Source organism: Streptomyces silaceus (genome assembly GCF_001419745.1).
Classification (GTDB): domain Bacteria; phylum Actinomycetota; class Actinomycetes; order Streptomycetales; family Streptomycetaceae; genus Streptomyces; species Streptomyces silaceus.
In genome coordinates this window covers 1-16,188 of the sequence record NZ_LIRJ01000178.1, presented here as the reverse complement: position 1 = coordinate 16,188, position 16,188 = coordinate 1, and the positions used below count along the sequence as shown (strand labels likewise).

At 71.1% G+C, this 16,188-nt stretch carries 15 protein-coding genes and 1 pseudogene; 9 read left to right on the top strand and 7 right to left on the bottom strand.

Annotated features, from left to right (window positions below; genetic code table 11):
- Positions 1-72: 72 nt before the first annotated feature.
- Positions 73-864 carry an aldo/keto reductase gene (locus AOK22_RS17675; protein ID WP_055699647.1) on the top strand — a complete coding sequence of 264 codons (792 nt, stop codon included), beginning with the start codon at positions 73-75 and terminating at the stop codon, positions 862-864.
- 157 nt (positions 865-1,021) lie between these two features.
- Here the strand turns inward: AOK22_RS17675 and AOK22_RS17670 are convergent, their stop codons facing one another.
- The 4 genes from AOK22_RS17670 to AOK22_RS17655 form a co-directional block, all read right to left on the bottom strand.
- Entirely contained in the window at positions 1,022-1,399 is a 378-nt protein-coding gene (locus AOK22_RS17670) for a CU044_2847 family protein (protein ID WP_055699632.1), read from the bottom strand.
- 112 nt (positions 1,400-1,511) lie between these two features.
- Positions 1,512-2,420 carry a class I SAM-dependent methyltransferase gene (locus tag AOK22_RS17665; RefSeq protein WP_055699631.1) on the bottom strand — a complete coding sequence of 303 codons (909 nt, stop codon included), beginning with the start codon at positions 2,418-2,420 and terminating at the stop codon, positions 1,512-1,514.
- A 146-nt stretch (positions 2,421-2,566) separates the two neighbouring features.
- Positions 2,567-3,355 (bottom strand): class I SAM-dependent methyltransferase, encoded by a 789-nt coding sequence (locus tag AOK22_RS17660; RefSeq protein WP_055699630.1) that lies wholly within the window; start codon positions 3,353-3,355, stop codon positions 2,567-2,569.
- Between the two features lie 8 nt (positions 3,356-3,363).
- Positions 3,364-3,672 (bottom strand): 4a-hydroxytetrahydrobiopterin dehydratase, encoded by a 309-nt coding sequence (locus AOK22_RS17655; protein WP_055699629.1) that lies wholly within the window; start codon positions 3,670-3,672, stop codon positions 3,364-3,366.
- A gap of 115 nt (positions 3,673-3,787) precedes the next feature.
- On the opposite strand from AOK22_RS17655, the gene AOK22_RS17650 reads away from it, so the two are divergent.
- The gene (locus AOK22_RS17650; protein WP_079036643.1) at positions 3,788-4,657 is read left to right on the top strand and encodes a helix-turn-helix domain-containing protein; all 870 of its coding nucleotides are present in this window, start codon (positions 3,788-3,790) and stop codon (positions 4,655-4,657) included.
- A gap of 27 nt (positions 4,658-4,684) precedes the next feature.
- On the opposite strand, the gene AOK22_RS17645 is transcribed toward AOK22_RS17650, so the two are convergent.
- A complete protein-coding gene (locus AOK22_RS17645; protein ID WP_055699627.1) occupies positions 4,685-5,113 on the bottom strand; it encodes a hypothetical protein in 429 nt (142 codons plus the stop codon).
- 203 nt (positions 5,114-5,316) lie between these two features.
- Here AOK22_RS17645 and AOK22_RS17640 point away from each other — a divergent pair, with 203 nt between their 5' ends.
- From AOK22_RS17640 to narI, 4 genes are read left to right on the top strand one after another with little or no spacing between them, the layout of a single operon-like run.
- Entirely contained in the window at positions 5,317-9,027 is a 3,711-nt protein-coding gene (locus AOK22_RS17640) for a nitrate reductase subunit alpha (protein WP_425264042.1), read from the top strand.
- Positions 9,027-10,682, top strand: a complete 1,656-nt coding sequence (gene narH, locus AOK22_RS17635) for a nitrate reductase subunit beta (protein WP_055699625.1) — start codon at positions 9,027-9,029, stop codon at positions 10,680-10,682. Before AOK22_RS17640 ends, narH begins: the two co-directional genes overlap by 1 nt.
- Positions 10,679-11,254, top strand: a complete 576-nt coding sequence (gene narJ / locus AOK22_RS17630; protein ID WP_055699624.1) for a nitrate reductase molybdenum cofactor assembly chaperone — start codon at positions 10,679-10,681, stop codon at positions 11,252-11,254. Before narH ends, narJ begins: the two co-directional genes overlap by 4 nt.
- Entirely contained in the window at positions 11,251-11,973 is a 723-nt protein-coding gene (gene narI / locus AOK22_RS17625) for a respiratory nitrate reductase subunit gamma (RefSeq protein WP_055699623.1), read from the top strand. Before narJ ends, narI begins: the two co-directional genes overlap by 4 nt.
- Before the next feature lie 27 nt (positions 11,974-12,000).
- On the opposite strand, the gene dnaK is transcribed toward narI, so the two are convergent.
- A complete protein-coding gene (gene dnaK / locus AOK22_RS17620; RefSeq protein WP_055699622.1) occupies positions 12,001-13,875 on the bottom strand; it encodes a molecular chaperone DnaK in 1,875 nt (624 codons plus the stop codon).
- A 149-nt stretch (positions 13,876-14,024) separates the two neighbouring features.
- On the bottom strand, positions 14,025-14,450 hold the full coding sequence (locus tag AOK22_RS17615) for an OsmC family protein (protein ID WP_055699621.1): 426 nt from the start codon (positions 14,448-14,450) through the stop codon (positions 14,025-14,027).
- A gap of 343 nt (positions 14,451-14,793) precedes the next feature.
- On the opposite strand from AOK22_RS17615, the gene AOK22_RS17610 reads away from it, so the two are divergent.
- From AOK22_RS17610 to AOK22_RS17600, 3 genes and pseudogenes are all read left to right on the top strand, one after another.
- Complete coding sequence (locus AOK22_RS17610) at positions 14,794-15,117, top strand: hypothetical protein (RefSeq protein ID WP_141753850.1); 324 nt, start codon at positions 14,794-14,796, stop codon at positions 15,115-15,117.
- Positions 15,118-15,189: 72 nt separating this feature from the next.
- Positions 15,190-15,954 carry an ATP-binding cassette domain-containing protein gene (locus tag AOK22_RS17605; RefSeq protein WP_055699619.1) on the top strand — a complete coding sequence of 255 codons (765 nt, stop codon included), beginning with the start codon at positions 15,190-15,192 and terminating at the stop codon, positions 15,952-15,954.
- A gap of 10 nt (positions 15,955-15,964) precedes the next feature.
- A pseudogene (locus AOK22_RS17600) lies at positions 15,965-16,188 on the top strand (ABC transporter permease); the annotation flags it as partial.

Sequence of the window (16,188 nt, the reverse complement as noted above, 5' to 3'; positions counted from 1 at the left end):
ACCACCCGACGACTTAAGGATCGAGAGCTCGTGAGCAAGGTCCCCCCGATCATCCTGAACAACGGCGTCGAGATGCCCCAGCTCGGTTTCGGCGTCTGGCAGGTGCCGGACGCCGAGGCCGAGACGGCCGTCGCGACCGCCCTGGAGGCCGGGTACCGCAGCATCGACACCGCGGCCATCTACGGCAACGAAGAGGGCACCGGCAAGGCCATCGCCGCCTCCGGCGTCGCCCGCGAGGAGCTCTTCGTCACGACGAAGCTCTGGAACGCCGACCAGGGCTACGACTCGACGCTGCGCGCCTTCGACACCTCGCTGGAGAAGCTGGGGCTCGACTATGTGGACCTGTACCTGATCCACTGGCCGCTGCCCTCCAAGGACAGCTACGTCGACACGTACAAGGCCTTCGAGAAGATCCAGGCCGACGGCCGCGCGAAGTCGATCGGCGTGTCGAACTTCCTGCCCGAGCACCTGGAGCGGCTGATCGCCGAGACGTCGGTCGTCCCCGCCGTCAACCAGATCGAGCTGCACCCGCACCTCCAGCAGCGCGCCTCCCGCGAGGTCCACGCGGAGCAGGGCATCGCCACCGAGGCCTGGTCGCCGCTCGGCCAGGGCAAGGGGCTCCTGGAGGTCCCGGCGATCGTCGCCATCGCGCAGAAGCACGGGCGCACGCCCGCGCAGGTCGTCCTGCGCTGGCACATCCAGCTGGGCAACGTGGTGATCCCGAAGTCCGTGACGCCGTCGCGGATCAAGGAGAACATCGACGTCTTCGGCTTCGAGCTGGACCCCGAGGACATGGCGGCGATCTCGGCCCTGAACGAGGACCGCCGCCTCGGCCCGGACCCGGCGACGTTCGACGTCGTCTGAGGCCTACGCCTCCGCTCCACCCGGTGGCCCGTCCGCGCCGCTCCCTCGGGGGTGACGCAGGCGGGCCATCCGCGCGTGGAGCTCCGGCGCCCGGGGACCACGGAATCCCGGCGCTCCCGGCGGCGTCGGTGTACGCGGGGCCGCGCGTGCCGCCCGGCTATCCCCCGGCACGCTGCTGCGGTACCTCGCCCCGCGTGTCCTCCGCCGTGCCCGCGGCCGGACGTGACCAGGTGAGTTTGACCGTCAGGTGGCCCTCGGTCGCCGTCTTGGCGATGACCGCGCCCGCCGCGGCGCTCAGCTTCACGCCGAATTCCAGCTCGATCGCGTCGGGGTCGAGGGCGCGGTCGCGGAAGGTCCGCAGCGCGGACATCGCGGCGCCGCGCACATTGTTCAGCGCCGACTCGAAACGTCCCTCGACCTCGTGCACCTCACCGTCGTCGCCGCGCCGCGACACGGACCTGAACCCCGGGTCCCTGGAGTCCACTTCGACCACGACGGGCCCTTCGTCGGACTCCCATCGCATCAGTTCGCTCACGGGGCGGCTCCCTGGTCGGTCGGCCGGGCCCGGCAGCACGGCACTGCCACGAACGTACGTCAACCGGCCTGTCGGCACAGGCCGGTTGACGGATCGTCACTCCCGTTGCCGCCTACGCCTCCTTGACCGCCACGTGCACCGTCTGCGCCGTCAGCAGGAACAGGTCGGGGCGCCGGTGCAGGCTCTGCGGGTCGTCCGCGTCCAGGAGGCGGTCGAACGTGGCGAGGTCCTCGGGGTCGATGCGCTCGGCGTGCATCTCGCGGCGCAGGGTGAACTCCTCGACCAGGTGGGCGCGGGTGTCGTCCGAGACGGGCGCGGGCAGGTCGAGGAGGAAGCTGCGGGTGGCCTCGTAGCGCAGGCCCGCGGCCTTCAGGAGGGCAGGCCAGTCCTCGGTCGCGTCCGTCGAGCCGTCCAGGCCGGCCCGCATGCCGTTGAACCAGGACTCGTCGGACGCCTCCAGGCGGGCCAGGAGGCCGGGGCGGCCGAAGCCGATGTCGCGGGGCAGGCTCCGGGCGTTCAGGCCGCCCTCCAGGAGGGCGATCGCGCCGCCGGGCGCGAGGTGGTCCGCGAGGGCGGAGAGCGCGGCGCCCTGGTCGCCGACGTGGTGCAGCGACTTGCACAGCCACAGCAGGTCGGCCCGCGGTACGCCGCCGATGTCGTCGGGGAGCGCGGCGCGCACCGTCGCGAAGCGGTCGGCCAGGCCTTCCGCCGCCGCGTGCTCGCGGGCCCGCTCAAGAAGTTCGGCCTCGGGGTCGGCCGCGATGATCCGCGCCTTGGGGAACGCCTGGGCCAGCAGGACGGAGACGGCACCCGGGCCGCTGCCGATGTCGGCGACGACGCCGGGTTCGGGGACCCAGCGGCGCAGCCAGTCCGTCACCTCGCCGTACATGGGGGCGGCGATGCGCGCGTAGCGCTCCAGCCGCCCGGCCATGGTGATCCAGTCCATGTCGTCGTGGCTGTGCCCGTGCCCGTGGCCCTGCCCCTGGCCCTCTCCGTGGCCGTGCCCGTGGTGGTGACCCATCGCCTTGTGCCGCCTTCCGGTCCTCTGCTGTGCCCTGTGTCCAGGTCTGTGTGCCCTCGTGGGGCTACCTGACCTCCAGACTGCGACCGGGCCCCGGCGTTTGACAAATGGTGTTGCCGGAAGCGCAAAAGAAGTCCTCCGGCGCCTCACCCCTCCTTGTGGACCTCCCGGTGAACCTCCTCGTGGATCTCCTTGTGGACCTCCTTGCGGAACGCCCGCAGGCCGAACCGCGGGTCCGGGCGGGCCACGTCCTGGTCGGGGAGCCGCGCGAGCCCCGCCGCGAGACGCTCGGCCAGCGGGCTCTCGGGCGGGATCCGCGTGAACCAGCCGCGGCGCAGGTCGTCGACCGTGGAGCGGGGTGTGCGGCCCTGCCCGTGGCCCCGGAATCCGGCCTCCCCCACGGGCACGAGGCCCTGCTCGGCCGCGTACGCCGCGACGGCGTCGGCCCGGTCGACCGCGGGCCGCACCGGGCGCGGCGCGAGCACCGCGTCGATGTCGCTGCCCACGTCGTGCGAGGCGGCCTTGTCGACGGTGGTGACGTAGACCCCGCCGGGCCGCAGCACCCGCGCGCACTCGGCGACGACCGACCGCGCCTCCTCGGCGCCGGACAGCAGATGCAGCAGCCACACCGTGCTCACCGCGTCGAAGGCGGCGTCGGGGAAGGGCAGCCTGCGGCTGTCGCCGAGGACGACGGCGCCCGGCACCCGGCCCGCCGCCATCCGCGCCATGCGGTACGCGGCGTCCACCCCGGTCACCCGCAGCCCGTCGCGGTCGGCCAGGCGCCGGGTGACCAGGCCGGTGCCGCAGGCCACGTCGAGGAGCGTCCGGGCGCCGGCGGGCACCAGGCCGAGGACGGCGGACGCCGCCGCGGCGGCCCGGGGCTCGCCGCCGCGCGAGGCGTCGTAGCGGTCGGCCTCCTTGCTGTAGTCCAGCATCCAGCGGCTCACTCCGCGCCGTGCGAGGGGGCGAACCCCTCGACCCTGCGGGCGAGTTCGAAGTCGAGGTCGGTCAGCGCGCCGCCCGCCGAGTGGGTGTTCACGGCCAGCGCCACGGTGTTGTAGCCGAGCGTCAGGTCGGAGTGGTGGCCGAGCTCCTCCTGGGTCTGGGCGATGTGGACGACCAGGCCGGTCGCCGCGAAGTGGGAGCCGAGGCGGTAGGTACGGGTGAGGCGGTCGTTGTCGAGGGACCAGCCGGGCAGCTCCGCGAGACGGTCCTCGATCTCCTTCAGCGAGAGCGGTTCGGGGGTCGTCATGGCCACGCTCCTTCCAGGGCTTCCGGAGCGTTCCGGGGGCTTCCGGAGACTTCCGGGGACGTGCGTCGGGAATCGGTTTCACCTTGCCACACACCGCTTCGATTACCGTCTACGTATGACAACAGCCGCGCGTACCAAGGGGAACGTCACGAGCAGGACCACGGCGAGGAGCGCGTCCAGGGGGAGCGGCACGGACGGCGCGAGCGGTGTGGGTCCGCTGCTGCGCGGCTGGCGCGAGCGGCGCCGGGTCAGCCAGCTGGAGCTGGCCCTGCGCGCCGACTCGTCGGCCCGCCACATCAGCTTCGTCGAGACGGGCCGGGCGCGCCCGAGCGAGGAGTTCGTGCTGCGCCTCGCCGACCACCTCGACGTACCGGTCAGGGAGCGCAACTCCCTTCTCCTGGCGGCCGGTTACGCGCCCCGGTTCCGCGAGACCCCGCTGGACGACCCCGCGATGGGCACGCTGCGCGAGGGCCTCGAACAGCTCCTGGCCGGCTACGAGCCCTATCCGGCCCTGGTGGTTGACGCGACGTACGGCGTGGTCGCCGCGAACCGCAGTCTGGCGGCGATGCTCGACGGCATCCCGGTCCATCTGCTGACGGAGCCGCTGAACGCGATGCGGATCACCCTCCACCCCGAGGGCCTCGCCCCGAGGATCCGCAATCTGCGCGAGTGGCGCGGGCATCTGCTGCACCAGATGGAGCGGCAGATCGCGCTGCAGCGCTCGGACGAGCTGCGTGCGGTGTACGACGAGGTGGCGGCGTACCCGGTGGCGGACCCCGGCGTCGACGCCTTCGAGGCGGGGACGGACGTGCCCTATTTCGCGCTGCCCCTGCGGATCGAGCACGCGGGGCACGTCCTGTCCTTCATCTCGTCGATCTCGACGTTCAACACCCCGATGGACGTGACGGTCGCCGAGCTGGCCATCGAGACGCTGCTGCCGGCCGACCCGGCGACGGCGAAGTTCCTCCAGGAGCACATGTCCTAGGGGGCTCGGGCGTCCGGAGGGTCCCGTTCAGGACTCGGCCTTCACCGCGCGCAGCGCCGCGTACTGCAGCGCCGCGAAGCCGCCCACGACCACGGCCTGGAGCGGGATCCACACCGCACCGGCCGTGCTCGGCGAGAACCAGGCGACGAGCGCGACGACGCTGAGCACCGCCCAGACGGCGTTGATCTCGACGACGGCCTGCACGGCGAGCGGCGGCGGGTTCGTGCGCGCGGCGAGCAGGCCGACGCCCGCCGCGTAGAGGACGAGGCCGACGCCGAGGCCGAGCAGCAGCCCGGCGTCGACGCCGAGGAGACGGCCGAGGGGGCCCGAGGCGGCGGCGTAGGCGAGGCCGTTGCCCGCGGTCACGACCGCGTCCAGGCCGAGGAAGCGGCGCAGCATCGCCTTGGGGTCGGTGGTGCGGGCGAGGGTGGCGAGGGGGTAGGTCGACGTGGTCATGGCGGTCTGCCTCCAGGCGGCGGTGACGGGTGGTCTGCGGTGCTCCGGCCCGGTCGGCGATGTGCCCGACCGGCTTCGGTGACACCACTGTCCCCGGCCGCTCCCACCTGGTCGATTACGTCGCAGGTAATGCCGCGCAGGGCGCCCGGCAACCCGTACGGCCGCCGCCGACAGGTGCACAGGGACCGCCGCCCCTAGGTTCAATGAGAGGCAGACCTAGGGAGCCCCCGGTGACTGAGACGACCGAGCCCGCCGCCGCCCTGCTGCGGGCGGGCAAGTTCTTCCGACGCGGCACCGCCGCCCCCGACCTGCACAGCGTGGCGCTGACCGGCGGGCGGGACGCGGACACCTTCTACCGGGACCGCTGGAGCCACGACAAGGTCGTGAACTCCACGCACGGCGTGAACTGCACCGGTTCCTGCCGCTGGAAGGTGTACGTCAAGGACGGCATCATCACCTGGGAGACGCAGGCGACGGACTACCCGAGCGTGGGTCCCGACCGGCCCGAGTACGAGCCGCGCGGCTGTCCCCGCGGCGCCGCGTTCTCCTGGTACACGTACTCCCCCACGCGCGTGCGCTACCCGTATCTGCGCGGCGTCCTCCTGGAGATGTACCGCGAGGCGAAGGCGCGCCTGAAGGACCCGGTGCTCGCCTGGGCGGACATCCAGGGCGACCCCGAGCGGCGCGGGACGTACCAGCAGGCGCGCGGCAAGGGCGGTCTGGTGCGGGCGAGCTGGGACGAGGCCGTCGAGATCATCGCGGCCGCGCACGTCCACACGATCAAGACGTACGGCCCCGACCGCGTCGCGGGCTTCTCCCCCATCCCCGCGATGTCGATGGTGTCGCACGCGGCGGGCGCCCGCTTCATGAGCCTCATCGGCGCGCCGATGCTCTCCTTCTACGACTGGTACGCGGACCTGCCGGTGGCCTCTCCGCAGGTGTTCGGCGACCAGACGGACGTGCCGGAGTCGGGCGACTGGTGGGACGCGGCCTATCTGATGATGTGGGGCTCGAACGTCCCGGTGACCCGCACGCCCGACGCGCACTGGATGGCCGAGGCGCGCTACCGCGGCCAGAAGGTCGTGGTGGTGGCGCCCGACTACGCCGACAACGCCAAGTTCGCCGACGAGTGGCTGCATCCGCATCCGGGCACGGACGGCGCGCTCGCCATCGCGATGGGGCACGTGATCCTGAAGGAGTTCTTCGTCGACCGCTCGACGGACTTCTTCACCGACTACGTACGCAAGTTCACCGACCTGCCCTTCCTGGTGACGCTGAGCGAGCGCGACGGCGCGTACGTGCCGGGGAAGTTCCTGCGCGCCAGTGACCTGGGCCAGGACGTGGAGGGCGGCGAGTGGAAGACGGCGGTGCTCGACGAGAACACCGGGCAGCCGGCCGTCCCGAACGGCTCGCTGGGCTTCCGCTGGACCGAGTCGGGCAAGGGCAAGTGGAATCTGGAGCTCGGCAGCATCAAGCCGCTGCTGACCCTGCACGGCGCGCAGGTCGCGGCGGGCGTCGAGGTCCTGCTGCCGCGCTTCGACACCGAGGGCGGCACGCACGGCCAGGGCCGCGGCGAGGTCGTGCGGCGCGGGGTGCCCGCCACCCGGCTCGGCGGGCAGGACGGGCCGCTGGTCACCACGGTCTTCGACCTGCTGCTCGCGCAGTACGGCGTCGGGCGCGCGGGGCTGCCGGGCACGTGGCCCGCCTCGTACGACGACGCGGACGCGCCCGGGACCCCCGCCTGGCAGGAGGCCCACACCTCCGTGCCCACCGCCAAGTGCGTCAAGATCGCGCGGGAGTTCGCGCGGACCGCGGAGAAGTCGCGCGGGCGCTGCATGATCCTGATGGGCGCGGGGACGAACCACTGGTTCCACTCCGAGACGATCTACCGCGCCTTCCTCGCGCTGCTCCAGCTCACCGGCTGCCAGGGCCGCAACGGCGGCGGGTGGGCGCACTACGTCGGGCAGGAGAAGTGCCGCCCCTCCACCGGCTGGGCGACGCTGGCGAGCGCCAACGACTGGAGCAGGCCGCCGCGGCAGATGATCGGCGCCGCGTACTGGTTCCTCAACACCGACCAGTGGCGCTACGACAAGTTCGCGGCGGACGTCCTGTCCTCGCCGCTGGGCGAGGGCCGCTTCGCGGGGATGACGGGCGCCGACTGCCTGGCCCTGTCCGCGCGCTCCGGGTGGATGCCGTCGTACCCGACCTTCGACCGCAACTCCCTGGACCTCGGCGACACGACGGGCGACCCGGTGGCCAACGTGGTCGACGAGCTCAAGGCGGGCACCCTCAAGTTCGCCTGCGAGGACCCCGACGCGCCGGAGAACTGGCCGCGCGTGCTGACGCTGTGGCGCGCCAACCTCCTCGGCTCCTCCGCCAAGGGCGCCGAGTACTTCACGAAGCACCTGCTCGGCACGCACTCCTCGCTGCGGGCCGAGGAGGCGGCGCCCGACGAGCGGCCCTCGACGGTGACATGGCGCGACGAGGCCCCCGAGGGCAAGCTCGACCTGCTCGTCTCGCTGGACTTCCGCCAGACCTCGTCGACGCTGCTGTCCGACGTGGTCCTGCCGGCCGCCACCTGGTACGAGAAGCACGACCTGTCGACCACGGACATGCACCCCTATGTGCACTCCTTCACCCCGGCGGTCGACCCGCCGTGGCAGGCGCGCACCGACTTCGACACGTTCCGCGCGATCGCGGACCGGCTCAGCGAGCTGTCGGTCGACCACCTCGGCGTACGCAAGGACGTCGTCGCCACCGCGCTCCAGCACGACACCCCGGGCGAGACCGCGCAGCCCGGCGGGGTCGTCCTGGACTGGCGCAAGGGCGAGTGCGAGGCGGTGCCCGGCAAGACGATGCCGAACCTCGCGGTGGTGGAGCGCGACTACACCGCGATCGGCGCGAAGTTCACCTCGCTCGGCCCGCTCGTGGAGCAGTTGGGCCTGCCGGTGAAGGGCATCGCCTTCCACCCCGACCAGGAGGTCGAGGACCTGCGCGAGCGCAACGGCGTGGTGCGCGGCGGGCCCGCCGACGGGCGCCCGGCCCTGGACACGGCGGTCAAGGCGGCGAACACGATCCTCGCGCTGTCGGGCACGACGAACGGCCGCCTCGCCACCCAGGGCTTCCACACCCTGGAGGCGCGCACCGGCCAGGAGATGGCGCACCTGGCCGCCGAGCACGAGGGCAAGCGCATCACGTACGCCGACACCCAGGCCGCGCCCGTCCCGGTGATCACGTCGCCGGAGTGGAGCGGCAGTGAGTCCGGCGGCCGCCGCTACACGGCCTTCACGCTCAACACCGAGCACCTGAAGCCCTGGCACACCCTGACCGGGCGCCAGCACTTCTTCATCGACCACGACTGGATGCACGAGCTGGGCGAGGCCATGCCGGTCTACCGGCCGCCTCTGGACATGAACAGGCTGTTCGGGGAGCCACGGCTCGGCCCGGACGGCGAGAAGGAGGTGACCGTCCGCTATCTCACCCCGCACAACAAGTGGTCGATCCACTCCGAGTACCAGGACAACCTCTTCATGCTGTCGCTGTCGCGCGGCGGCCAGTGCATCTGGATGGCGCCGCAGGACGCGGACGCGATCGGCGTGAAGGACAACGACTGGATCGAGGCGGTCAACCGCAACGGCGTGGTGGTGGCGCGGGCGGTCGTCTCGCACCGCATGCCCGCCGGCACCGTCTACATGCACCACGCGCAGGAGCGCACGGTGAACGTCCCCAAGGCGGAGGCCTCGGGCAGGCGCGGCGGCATCCACAACTCCCTGACCCGTCTGATCCTCAAACCGTCCCATCTCATCGGCGGATACGCGCAGTTGTCGTGGGCGTTCAACTACCTGGGCCCGACGGGCAACCAGCGCGACGAGGTGACGGTCATCCGTCGCCGCAGCCAGGAGGTGCAGTACTGATGCCCCGTGGCGAGACCACCGGCCGGCGTGTCATGGCCCAGATCGCGATGGTGATGAACCTCGACAAGTGCATCGGGTGCCACACCTGCTCCGTCACCTGCAAGCAGGCGTGGACCAACCGCGACGGCATGGAGTACGTCTGGTTCAACAACGTCGAGACCCGGCCGGGCCAGGGCTATCCGCGCCGCTACGAGGACCAGGAGAAGTGGCGCGGCGGCTGGGAGCTGAACAAGCGCGGCGCCCTGAAGCTGAAGAACGGCGGGCGCCTCAAGTCGCTCCTGGAGATCTTCTCCAACCCCAAGCTCCCGGAGATCAAGGACTACTACGAGCCCTGGACCTACGAGTACAAGAACCTCACCGACGCGCCGCTCGGCGACGACTTCCCGGTGGCCGAGCCGCGCTCGCTGATCTCCGGCAAGCCGATGAAGATCGAGTGGTCGTCGAACTGGGACGACAACCTCGGCGGCGCCACCGAGCACGGCGACCTGGACCCGATGGTCGCCAAGACCCGCCAACAGGCCGCCGACAAGGTCAAGTTCGCCTTCGAGCAGACCTTCATGTTCTATCTGCCGCGGATCTGCGAGCACTGCCTGAACCCGGCGTGCGTGGCGTCCTGCCCGTCCGGCGCGATGTACAAGCGGTCCGAGGACGGCATCGTCCTCGTCGACCAGGACCACTGCCGGGGCTGGCGCAAGTGCGTGACCGGCTGCCCGTACAAGAAGGTCTACTTCAACCACCGCACCGGCAAGGCCGAGAAGTGCACGCTGTGCTACCCGCGCGTCGAGGTGGGCCTGCCCACCGTCTGCTCGGAGACGTGCGTGGGGCGCCTGCGCTATCTCGGGGTGATCCTCTACGACCCCGACAAGGTGACGGAAGCGGCCTCCGAGCCGGACGAACACCAGCTGTACCAGGCGCAGTTGGGCGTCTTCCTGGACCCCGAGGACCCCGAGGTGCGCCGGGACGCGGAGCGGTCGGGCATCGCGCACGACTGGATCGAGGCGGCGCGCCGCTCCCCCGTGCACGCGCTGATCAGCACGTACAAAGTGGCGCTCCCGCTGCACCCGGAGTACCGCACCATGCCGATGGTCTGGTACATCCCGCCGCTGTCGCCGGTGGTGGACGCGCTCACCGAGACCGGGCACGACGGCGAGGACGCGGCGAACCTCTTCGGCGCGATCGACACGCTGCGCATCCCGCTCGAATACCTCGCGGAGATCTTCACGGCGGGCGACGTGGGCCCGGTGCGGTCCTCGCTGGAGAAGCTGGCCGCGATGCGGTCGCACATGCGCTCCCTCAACCTCGGTGACCGGCCCGACGGTTCGGTCGCCGAGTCGGTGGGCATGTCGGGCTCCGAGATCGAGGAGATGTACCACCTGCTGGCGATCGCCAAGTACGAGGACCGGTACGTCATCCCGACCGCCGCCGTCGCGGACGCCAGGCGCCTGGAGGAGTCGGCGCTCCCCGACTCGTGCAGCCTCGACTACGAGGACGGTCCCGGCATGGGCGGCGACGGCCCGTTCGGCCAGGACTCGGGCCGCAAGCAGCTGCCGCTCGTGACGATCGAGAACTTCCACGCGCTGCGGGCCCGGCAGACCGCCGACGAGCAGCCGAGCGCGGCCGAGGAGGCCCACGCGGCGAAGGAGGACGAGAAGTGAGCGACCACGCCGTGCTCTACCAGGCCGCCGCGCTGTGCCTGGCCTATCCGGACGACGAGTTCCGCGAGCGGCTGCCGCTGCTGAGGGCCGCCGCACCGCCGGAGCTCGGCGGCTTCCTCGCGTACGCGGGCGGCACCGGCCTGCGCGAACTCCAGGCGCACTACGTCCAGGTCTTCGACTTCAAGAACCGGCACAGCCTCTATCTGAGCTGGTGGCGGGACGGCGACACACGGCGGCGCGGCATGGCCCTGGTCCGCTTCAAGGAGGTCTACCGCGCCCACGGCCTGGAGTTCAGCGACGAGGAGCTGCCCGACTTCCTGCCGGCGGTCCTGGAGTTCTCCGCGCAGGCGGGGCCGGTGCTCCTGACCGAGCACCGCGGCGGCCTCGAACTGCTGCGGCTCGCGCTCACCGACTTCGGCACGCCGTACGCCGCCGTGCTGGACGCGGTGTGCGCGACGCTCCCGGGCCCCTCCCCCAAGGACCGCGCCGAGGCCCAGGCGCTGGCGCGCTCCGGGCCGCCGCGTGAGGACGTCGGCCTCGAACCGTTCGCCCTGATCGGAGAGCGCTCATGAGAACACTGCTGTGGGGCGCCCTTCCCTACATCGTCTTCGTGCTGCTCGTCGCGGGCACGATCTGGCGCTACCGCTACGACAAGTTCGGCTGGACGACGCGTTCGTCGCAGGTCTACGAGTCCAGGCTCCTGAACATCGCCTCGCCGATGTTCCACTACGGCATCCTCTTCGTGCTCGTCGGCCATCTGGTCGGCCTGTTCGTCCCGGAGTCGTGGACGAAGAAGGTGGGGATCAACGAGCACACGTACCACCTGTTCTCGCTCTACGGGGGTACGGCGGCCGGTGTCCTGCTCGTCCTCGGCATCCTGCTGCTGCTCTACCGGCGGCGGACCAACACGCCGGTCTTCCGCGCCACGACCGCCAACGACAAGCTGATGTACCTGGTGCTCTTCGGGGCGATCGTGCTCGGCATGGTCGCCAAGCTGACGCACGCCTCCGGCGACGGCTACAACTACCGAGAGTCGATCGCCCCTTGGGCCCGCAGCCTGTTCACGCTCCAGCCGGACATCGACCGGATGGCGGGGGTGCCGGTGCTGTACGAGATCCACGCGGTGATCGGGATGGCCCTGATCGCCCTGGTGCCGTTCACCCGGCTCGTCCACATGTTCAGCGCGCCGGTGCAGTACCTGTTCCGGCCCTATGTGGTCTACCGCAGCAAGGACCCCCGGCAGGTCGGCGCACGGCCGGAGCGGCGGGGCTGGGAGCGGACGGGGTCCTGACGCCCGCCCCCGCGTACCGCGCCCCGGCTAGGCGGCGCCGCCCTTCCCGCCCTTGTCGTCCTTGTCCTCCTCGTCGACGATCTCCGCGTCCACCACGCCCTCCTCGGCGGACGACTCCGGGGGCTGCTGCTCCTGCCCGCCCGCCGCGCCCTCGCCCGCGTACATGGCCTGGCCCATCTTCTGGCTCACGGTGGCGAGCTTCTCCGCGCCGGTGCGCAGGGCGGCCGTGTCGTCGGCACGGTTCTTGAGGAGATCCTTCAACTCGGCCGCCGCGGCCTCCACTTCGGTCCTCGTGTCCGCGGGGACGCGCGCCTCGTTCTCGCGCAGGAACCGCTCCGTCTGGTAGACGAGCTGCTCGGCCTGGTTGCGGGTCTCCGCCGCCTCACGGCGCCTGCGGTCCTCCTCCGCGTGCTCCTCGGCCTCCCGCACCATGCGGTTGATGTCGTCCTTGGGCAGCGCGGAACCGCCGGTCACCGTCATGCGCTGCTCGCGGCCGGTGGCCTGGTCCTTGGCGGAGACGTGCATGATGCCGTTGGCGTCGATGTCGAAGGTGACCTCGATCTTGGGGACACCGCGCGGGGCGGGCGGCAGTCCGGTGAGGTCGAAGACACCGAGCTTCTTGTTGTACGCGGCGATCTCCCGCTCGCCCTGGAAGACCTGGATGCCGACCGAGGGCTGGTTGTCCTCCGCGGTGGAGAAGGTCTCCGAACGCTTCGTGGGAATCGTGGTGTTGCGCTCGATGAGCTTGGTCATGATGCCGCCCTTGGTCTCGATGCCGAGGGACAGCGGGGTCACGTCGAGCAGCAGCACGTCCTTGACGTCGCCGCGGATCACCCCGGCCTGGAGGGCCGCGCCGAGCGCGACGACCTCGTCGGGGTTGACGCCCTTGTGCGGGTCCTTTCCGGTGAGCTCCCTGACCAGGTCCGTCACCGCGGGCATCCGCGTGGAACCGCCGACGAGGATCACGTGGTCGACGGCGGAGAGCTTGATTCCCGCGTCCTTGACCGCCTGGTGGAAGGGTTCCTTGCAGCGGTCGAGGAGGTCGGCGGTCAGCTCCTGGAACTGGGCGCGGGTCAGCTTCTCGGCGAGGTGCAGCGGCCCCTCCGCCGAGGCGGTGATGTAGGGCAGGTTGATGTCGGTCTCGCTGGACGAGGACAGCTCGATCTTCGCCTTCTCGGCGCCCTCGCGCAGGCGCTGGAGGGCCATCTTGTCCTTGCCGAGGTCCACGCCGTGCGCGTTCTTGAACTGCCGCACGAGGTGTTCGACGACCCGCTGGTCCCAGTCGTCGCCGCCCAGCTGGGTGTCGCCGTTGGTGGCCTTCACCTCGATGACGCCCTCGCCCATCTCCAGGAGCGAGACGTCGAAGGTGCCGCCGCCGAGGTCGAAGACGAGGACGGTCTGGTCGTCGCCCTTGTCGAGGCCGTACGCGAGGGCCGCCGCGGTCGGTTCGTTGATGATGCGCAGGACCTTCAGCCCGGCGATCTCGCCGGCCTCCTTGGTGGCCTGGCGCTGGGTGTCGTCGAAGTAGGCGGGCACGGTGACCACCGCGTCGGTGACGTCCTCGCCGAGATAGGACTCGGCGTCGCGCTTGAGCTTCTGCAGGACGCGCGCGGACAGTTCCTGCGCGGTGTACCGGGTGCCGTCCACGGAGCCGCTCTCCGGGAAGCGCCAACTCCCGTCGCCCATGTGGCGTTTGACGGAGCGTGCGGTGCGCTCCACGTTCGTGACGGCCTGCCGTTTGGCGACCTCGCCCACCAGGACGTCGCCGCTCTTGGCGAAGGCGACGACCGAGGGGGTGGTGCGCGCGCCCTCCGCGTTGGCGACGACGGTGGGCTCACCGCCCTCCAGCACGGCCACCACTGAGTTCGTCGTACCGAGATCGATCCCGACCGCACGTGCCATGGTCCAGCCCCTTCCGCCGCGAGCCCAAGTCCCCCGATTCCAGGTCTATTCCATGCTCCATCACAAAACTTGAGTGGCATCTTGTCAATGCCCGGACGCGACAATGCCGCCGCCCCGTCGGGGCGGCGGCACCGTCAAGAGGCGCTCGGTCAGGCCAGCTTGGCCGAGAGCGTGATGGTCGTACCCGACAGCGCCTGGCTCACCGGGCAGTTGGCCTTGGCGTCCTCGGCGGCCGAGACGAACGCGGCCTCGTCGAGCCCCGGCACGGCGCCCTCGACGGTGAGGTGGATGCCGGTGATGCCGGTGCCCGGCTGGAAGGTCACGTCGGCGGACGTGGTGAGCCGGGTGGGCGGGGTGCCGGCGCCGGTCAGGCCGTGCGAGAGGGCCATCGAGAAGCAGCTGGAGTGCGCGGCGGCGATCAGCTCCTCGGGGCTGGTCTTGCCGTTCGCCTGCTCGGCGCGCGACGGCCAGGAGACAGCCTGCTCCCCGATGCCGGAGGAGTCGAAGGTGACGGTGCCCGACCCCTCCGTCAGAGAGCCTTCCCAGACCGTGTGTGCGGAGCGCGTGGTTGCCACGATGCAGTTCCCTTCAGTGCGTTTCCGTGATCGGAAGTTCGTGCCCCCATCCGATCACACTCTGGAAGGAAACGGGCCGCGACCACCCGCGGGAGGCGGGCTCCGCGGCCACGGAGCGGGCACCCAGCGGCGCGGACACGCCATGCTCCGCCGGAATCCGGACTTCGTGACGACCGAAGGCTCCGCACGGGAATTCCGCCGCGACCCGGCCCTCATCACGCGAGACCTCCCTTTTCGCGCCCCATTCACGGCAGTTGATCCTTATCGTCCGAACCAATTCGCTCGGATACGATCGGGGACACAAAATAAGGACGCATTTCAACAATGCAGGGGGGCAATCGGAATGACCCTCAAGCGATTGGCCATGGGGAATCCGGGCAAGTGCGCCGTGATCGCCGCCGCTGCGGCGGCGGCCATCGGCACGGCGGTTCCGTCGGCTTTCGCCTCCGCGGAGGACCACTGGACCGCCGGGTGCCGCGGCTACTGGTACAGCACGACCGGGCACGCCTACTGCAAGTCCGCGACCGGCGGCTATTACGACGCCCTGTACGACTGCAGCGCCGAGGTCGACGGCTTCGGCTCCGCTCACCTCAGGGGCGGCTACAAGGGCAAGTGGGACAGCGACGAATGCACGTTCAGCATTCGCAGCACCAAGGTGCGTCACTAGCATTCGTCGGAGTTCGACCGTGGGGGAGCCGACCCGTTCCACGCCGGCTCCCCCGCGCGATTCAGGAGAGCGATGCCGTCCACCCCCGCCGCGCGACTCACCGCCCTGACCCAGGGCTATGGACGCGACCGGATCATAGAAGACCTGGACCTGACGATCGGTGCGGGCGTCACCGGTCTGCTCGGCCCCAACGGGGCGGGCAAGACGACGCTCCTGCGGACCCTCAGCACCATCGCGGCGCCGAGGTCCGGCACGCTCGAACTCTTCGGGAAGAGGATCGGCGGTGAACGGGACGCCCGGCGCGCACGCCGTCACATCGGCTATCTGCCGCAGGACTTCGGCCACTACCCGTCCTTCTCCGTACGGGAGTTCGTCCAGTACTGCGCCTGGCTGCGCGAGGTCCCGGGCCGGACGGCGGAGGAGGCCACCCGCCGGGCCCTCGCGGCCGTCGGACTGACCGACCACGCCCCGAACAGGATGAAGTCGCTGTCCGGAGGCATGCTGCGGCGCACCGGAATCGCCGCCGCCATCGTCGGCGAACCCTCGCTCGTCCTGCTGGACGAGCCCACGGTCGGCCTGGACCCCGCGCAGCGCCTCGACTTCCGCACACTGATCCGCTCCCTGGCCCAGGGCGGCGCCTCGGTCCTCTTGAGCACCCACCTCGTCGAGGACGTCGGCGTCGCCTGCGACACCGTGCTCGTCCTGCACGAAGGACGCGTCGTCCACCGGGGCACACCGCGGGAACTGGCCTTGTCCGCGGCCGAGGACGCGCCGGGCGACAGCCCCCTGGAACGCGGCTACATGACCGCCCTCGACGGCTCCACCTCCGAGCGGTGACCTCAACGCCATGCTGAAGATCTACGCCATCGAACTGCGCCGCTCTCCCCTGCTGGCGGCCCTTCCGGCCCTGATCGTCGTCGACCTCCTCGTGCTGTTCGGCCGCACCCGTCACTGGATCGGCGTGTGGCCCGAGGCGAGCGCGGCCGCCCAGGTCGCCACGCTCTTCCTGGGCCCCGCCCTCGCCGCGGTCTCCGCCTGGCAGGCCGGGCGCGGCGCGCGCGCCGGGATGCC

Bases quoted from the DNA above. Each gene is read 5' to 3' on its own strand.
- AOK22_RS17675 (WP_055699647.1), top strand. From the start codon at position 73: ATGCCCCAGCTCGGTTTCGGCGTCTGGCAGGTGCCGGACGCCGAGGCC.
- AOK22_RS17665 (WP_055699631.1), bottom strand. From the start codon at position 2,420: ATGGGTCACCACCACGGGCACGGCCACGGAGAGGGCCAGGGGCAGGGC.
- AOK22_RS17660 (WP_055699630.1), bottom strand. From the start codon at position 3,355: ATGCTGGACTACAGCAAGGAGGCCGACCGCTACGACGCCTCGCGCGGC.
- AOK22_RS17655 (WP_055699629.1), bottom strand. From the start codon at position 3,672: ATGACGACCCCCGAACCGCTCTCGCTGAAGGAGATCGAGGACCGTCTC.
- AOK22_RS17650 (WP_079036643.1), top strand. From the start codon at position 3,788: ATGACAACAGCCGCGCGTACCAAGGGGAACGTCACGAGCAGGACCACG.
- AOK22_RS17645 (WP_055699627.1), bottom strand. From the start codon at position 5,113: ATGACCACGTCGACCTACCCCCTCGCCACCCTCGCCCGCACCACCGAC.
- AOK22_RS17640 (WP_425264042.1), top strand. From the start codon at position 5,317: ATGAGAGGCAGACCTAGGGAGCCCCCGGTGACTGAGACGACCGAGCCC.
- narH (WP_055699625.1), top strand. From the start codon at position 9,027: ATGCCCCGTGGCGAGACCACCGGCCGGCGTGTCATGGCCCAGATCGCG.
- narI (WP_055699623.1), top strand. From the start codon at position 11,251: ATGAGAACACTGCTGTGGGGCGCCCTTCCCTACATCGTCTTCGTGCTG.
- dnaK (WP_055699622.1), bottom strand. From the start codon at position 13,875: ATGGCACGTGCGGTCGGGATCGATCTCGGTACGACGAACTCAGTGGTG.
- AOK22_RS17610 (WP_141753850.1), top strand. From the start codon at position 14,794: ATGACCCTCAAGCGATTGGCCATGGGGAATCCGGGCAAGTGCGCCGTG.
- AOK22_RS17605 (WP_055699619.1), top strand. From the start codon at position 15,190: ATGCCGTCCACCCCCGCCGCGCGACTCACCGCCCTGACCCAGGGCTAT.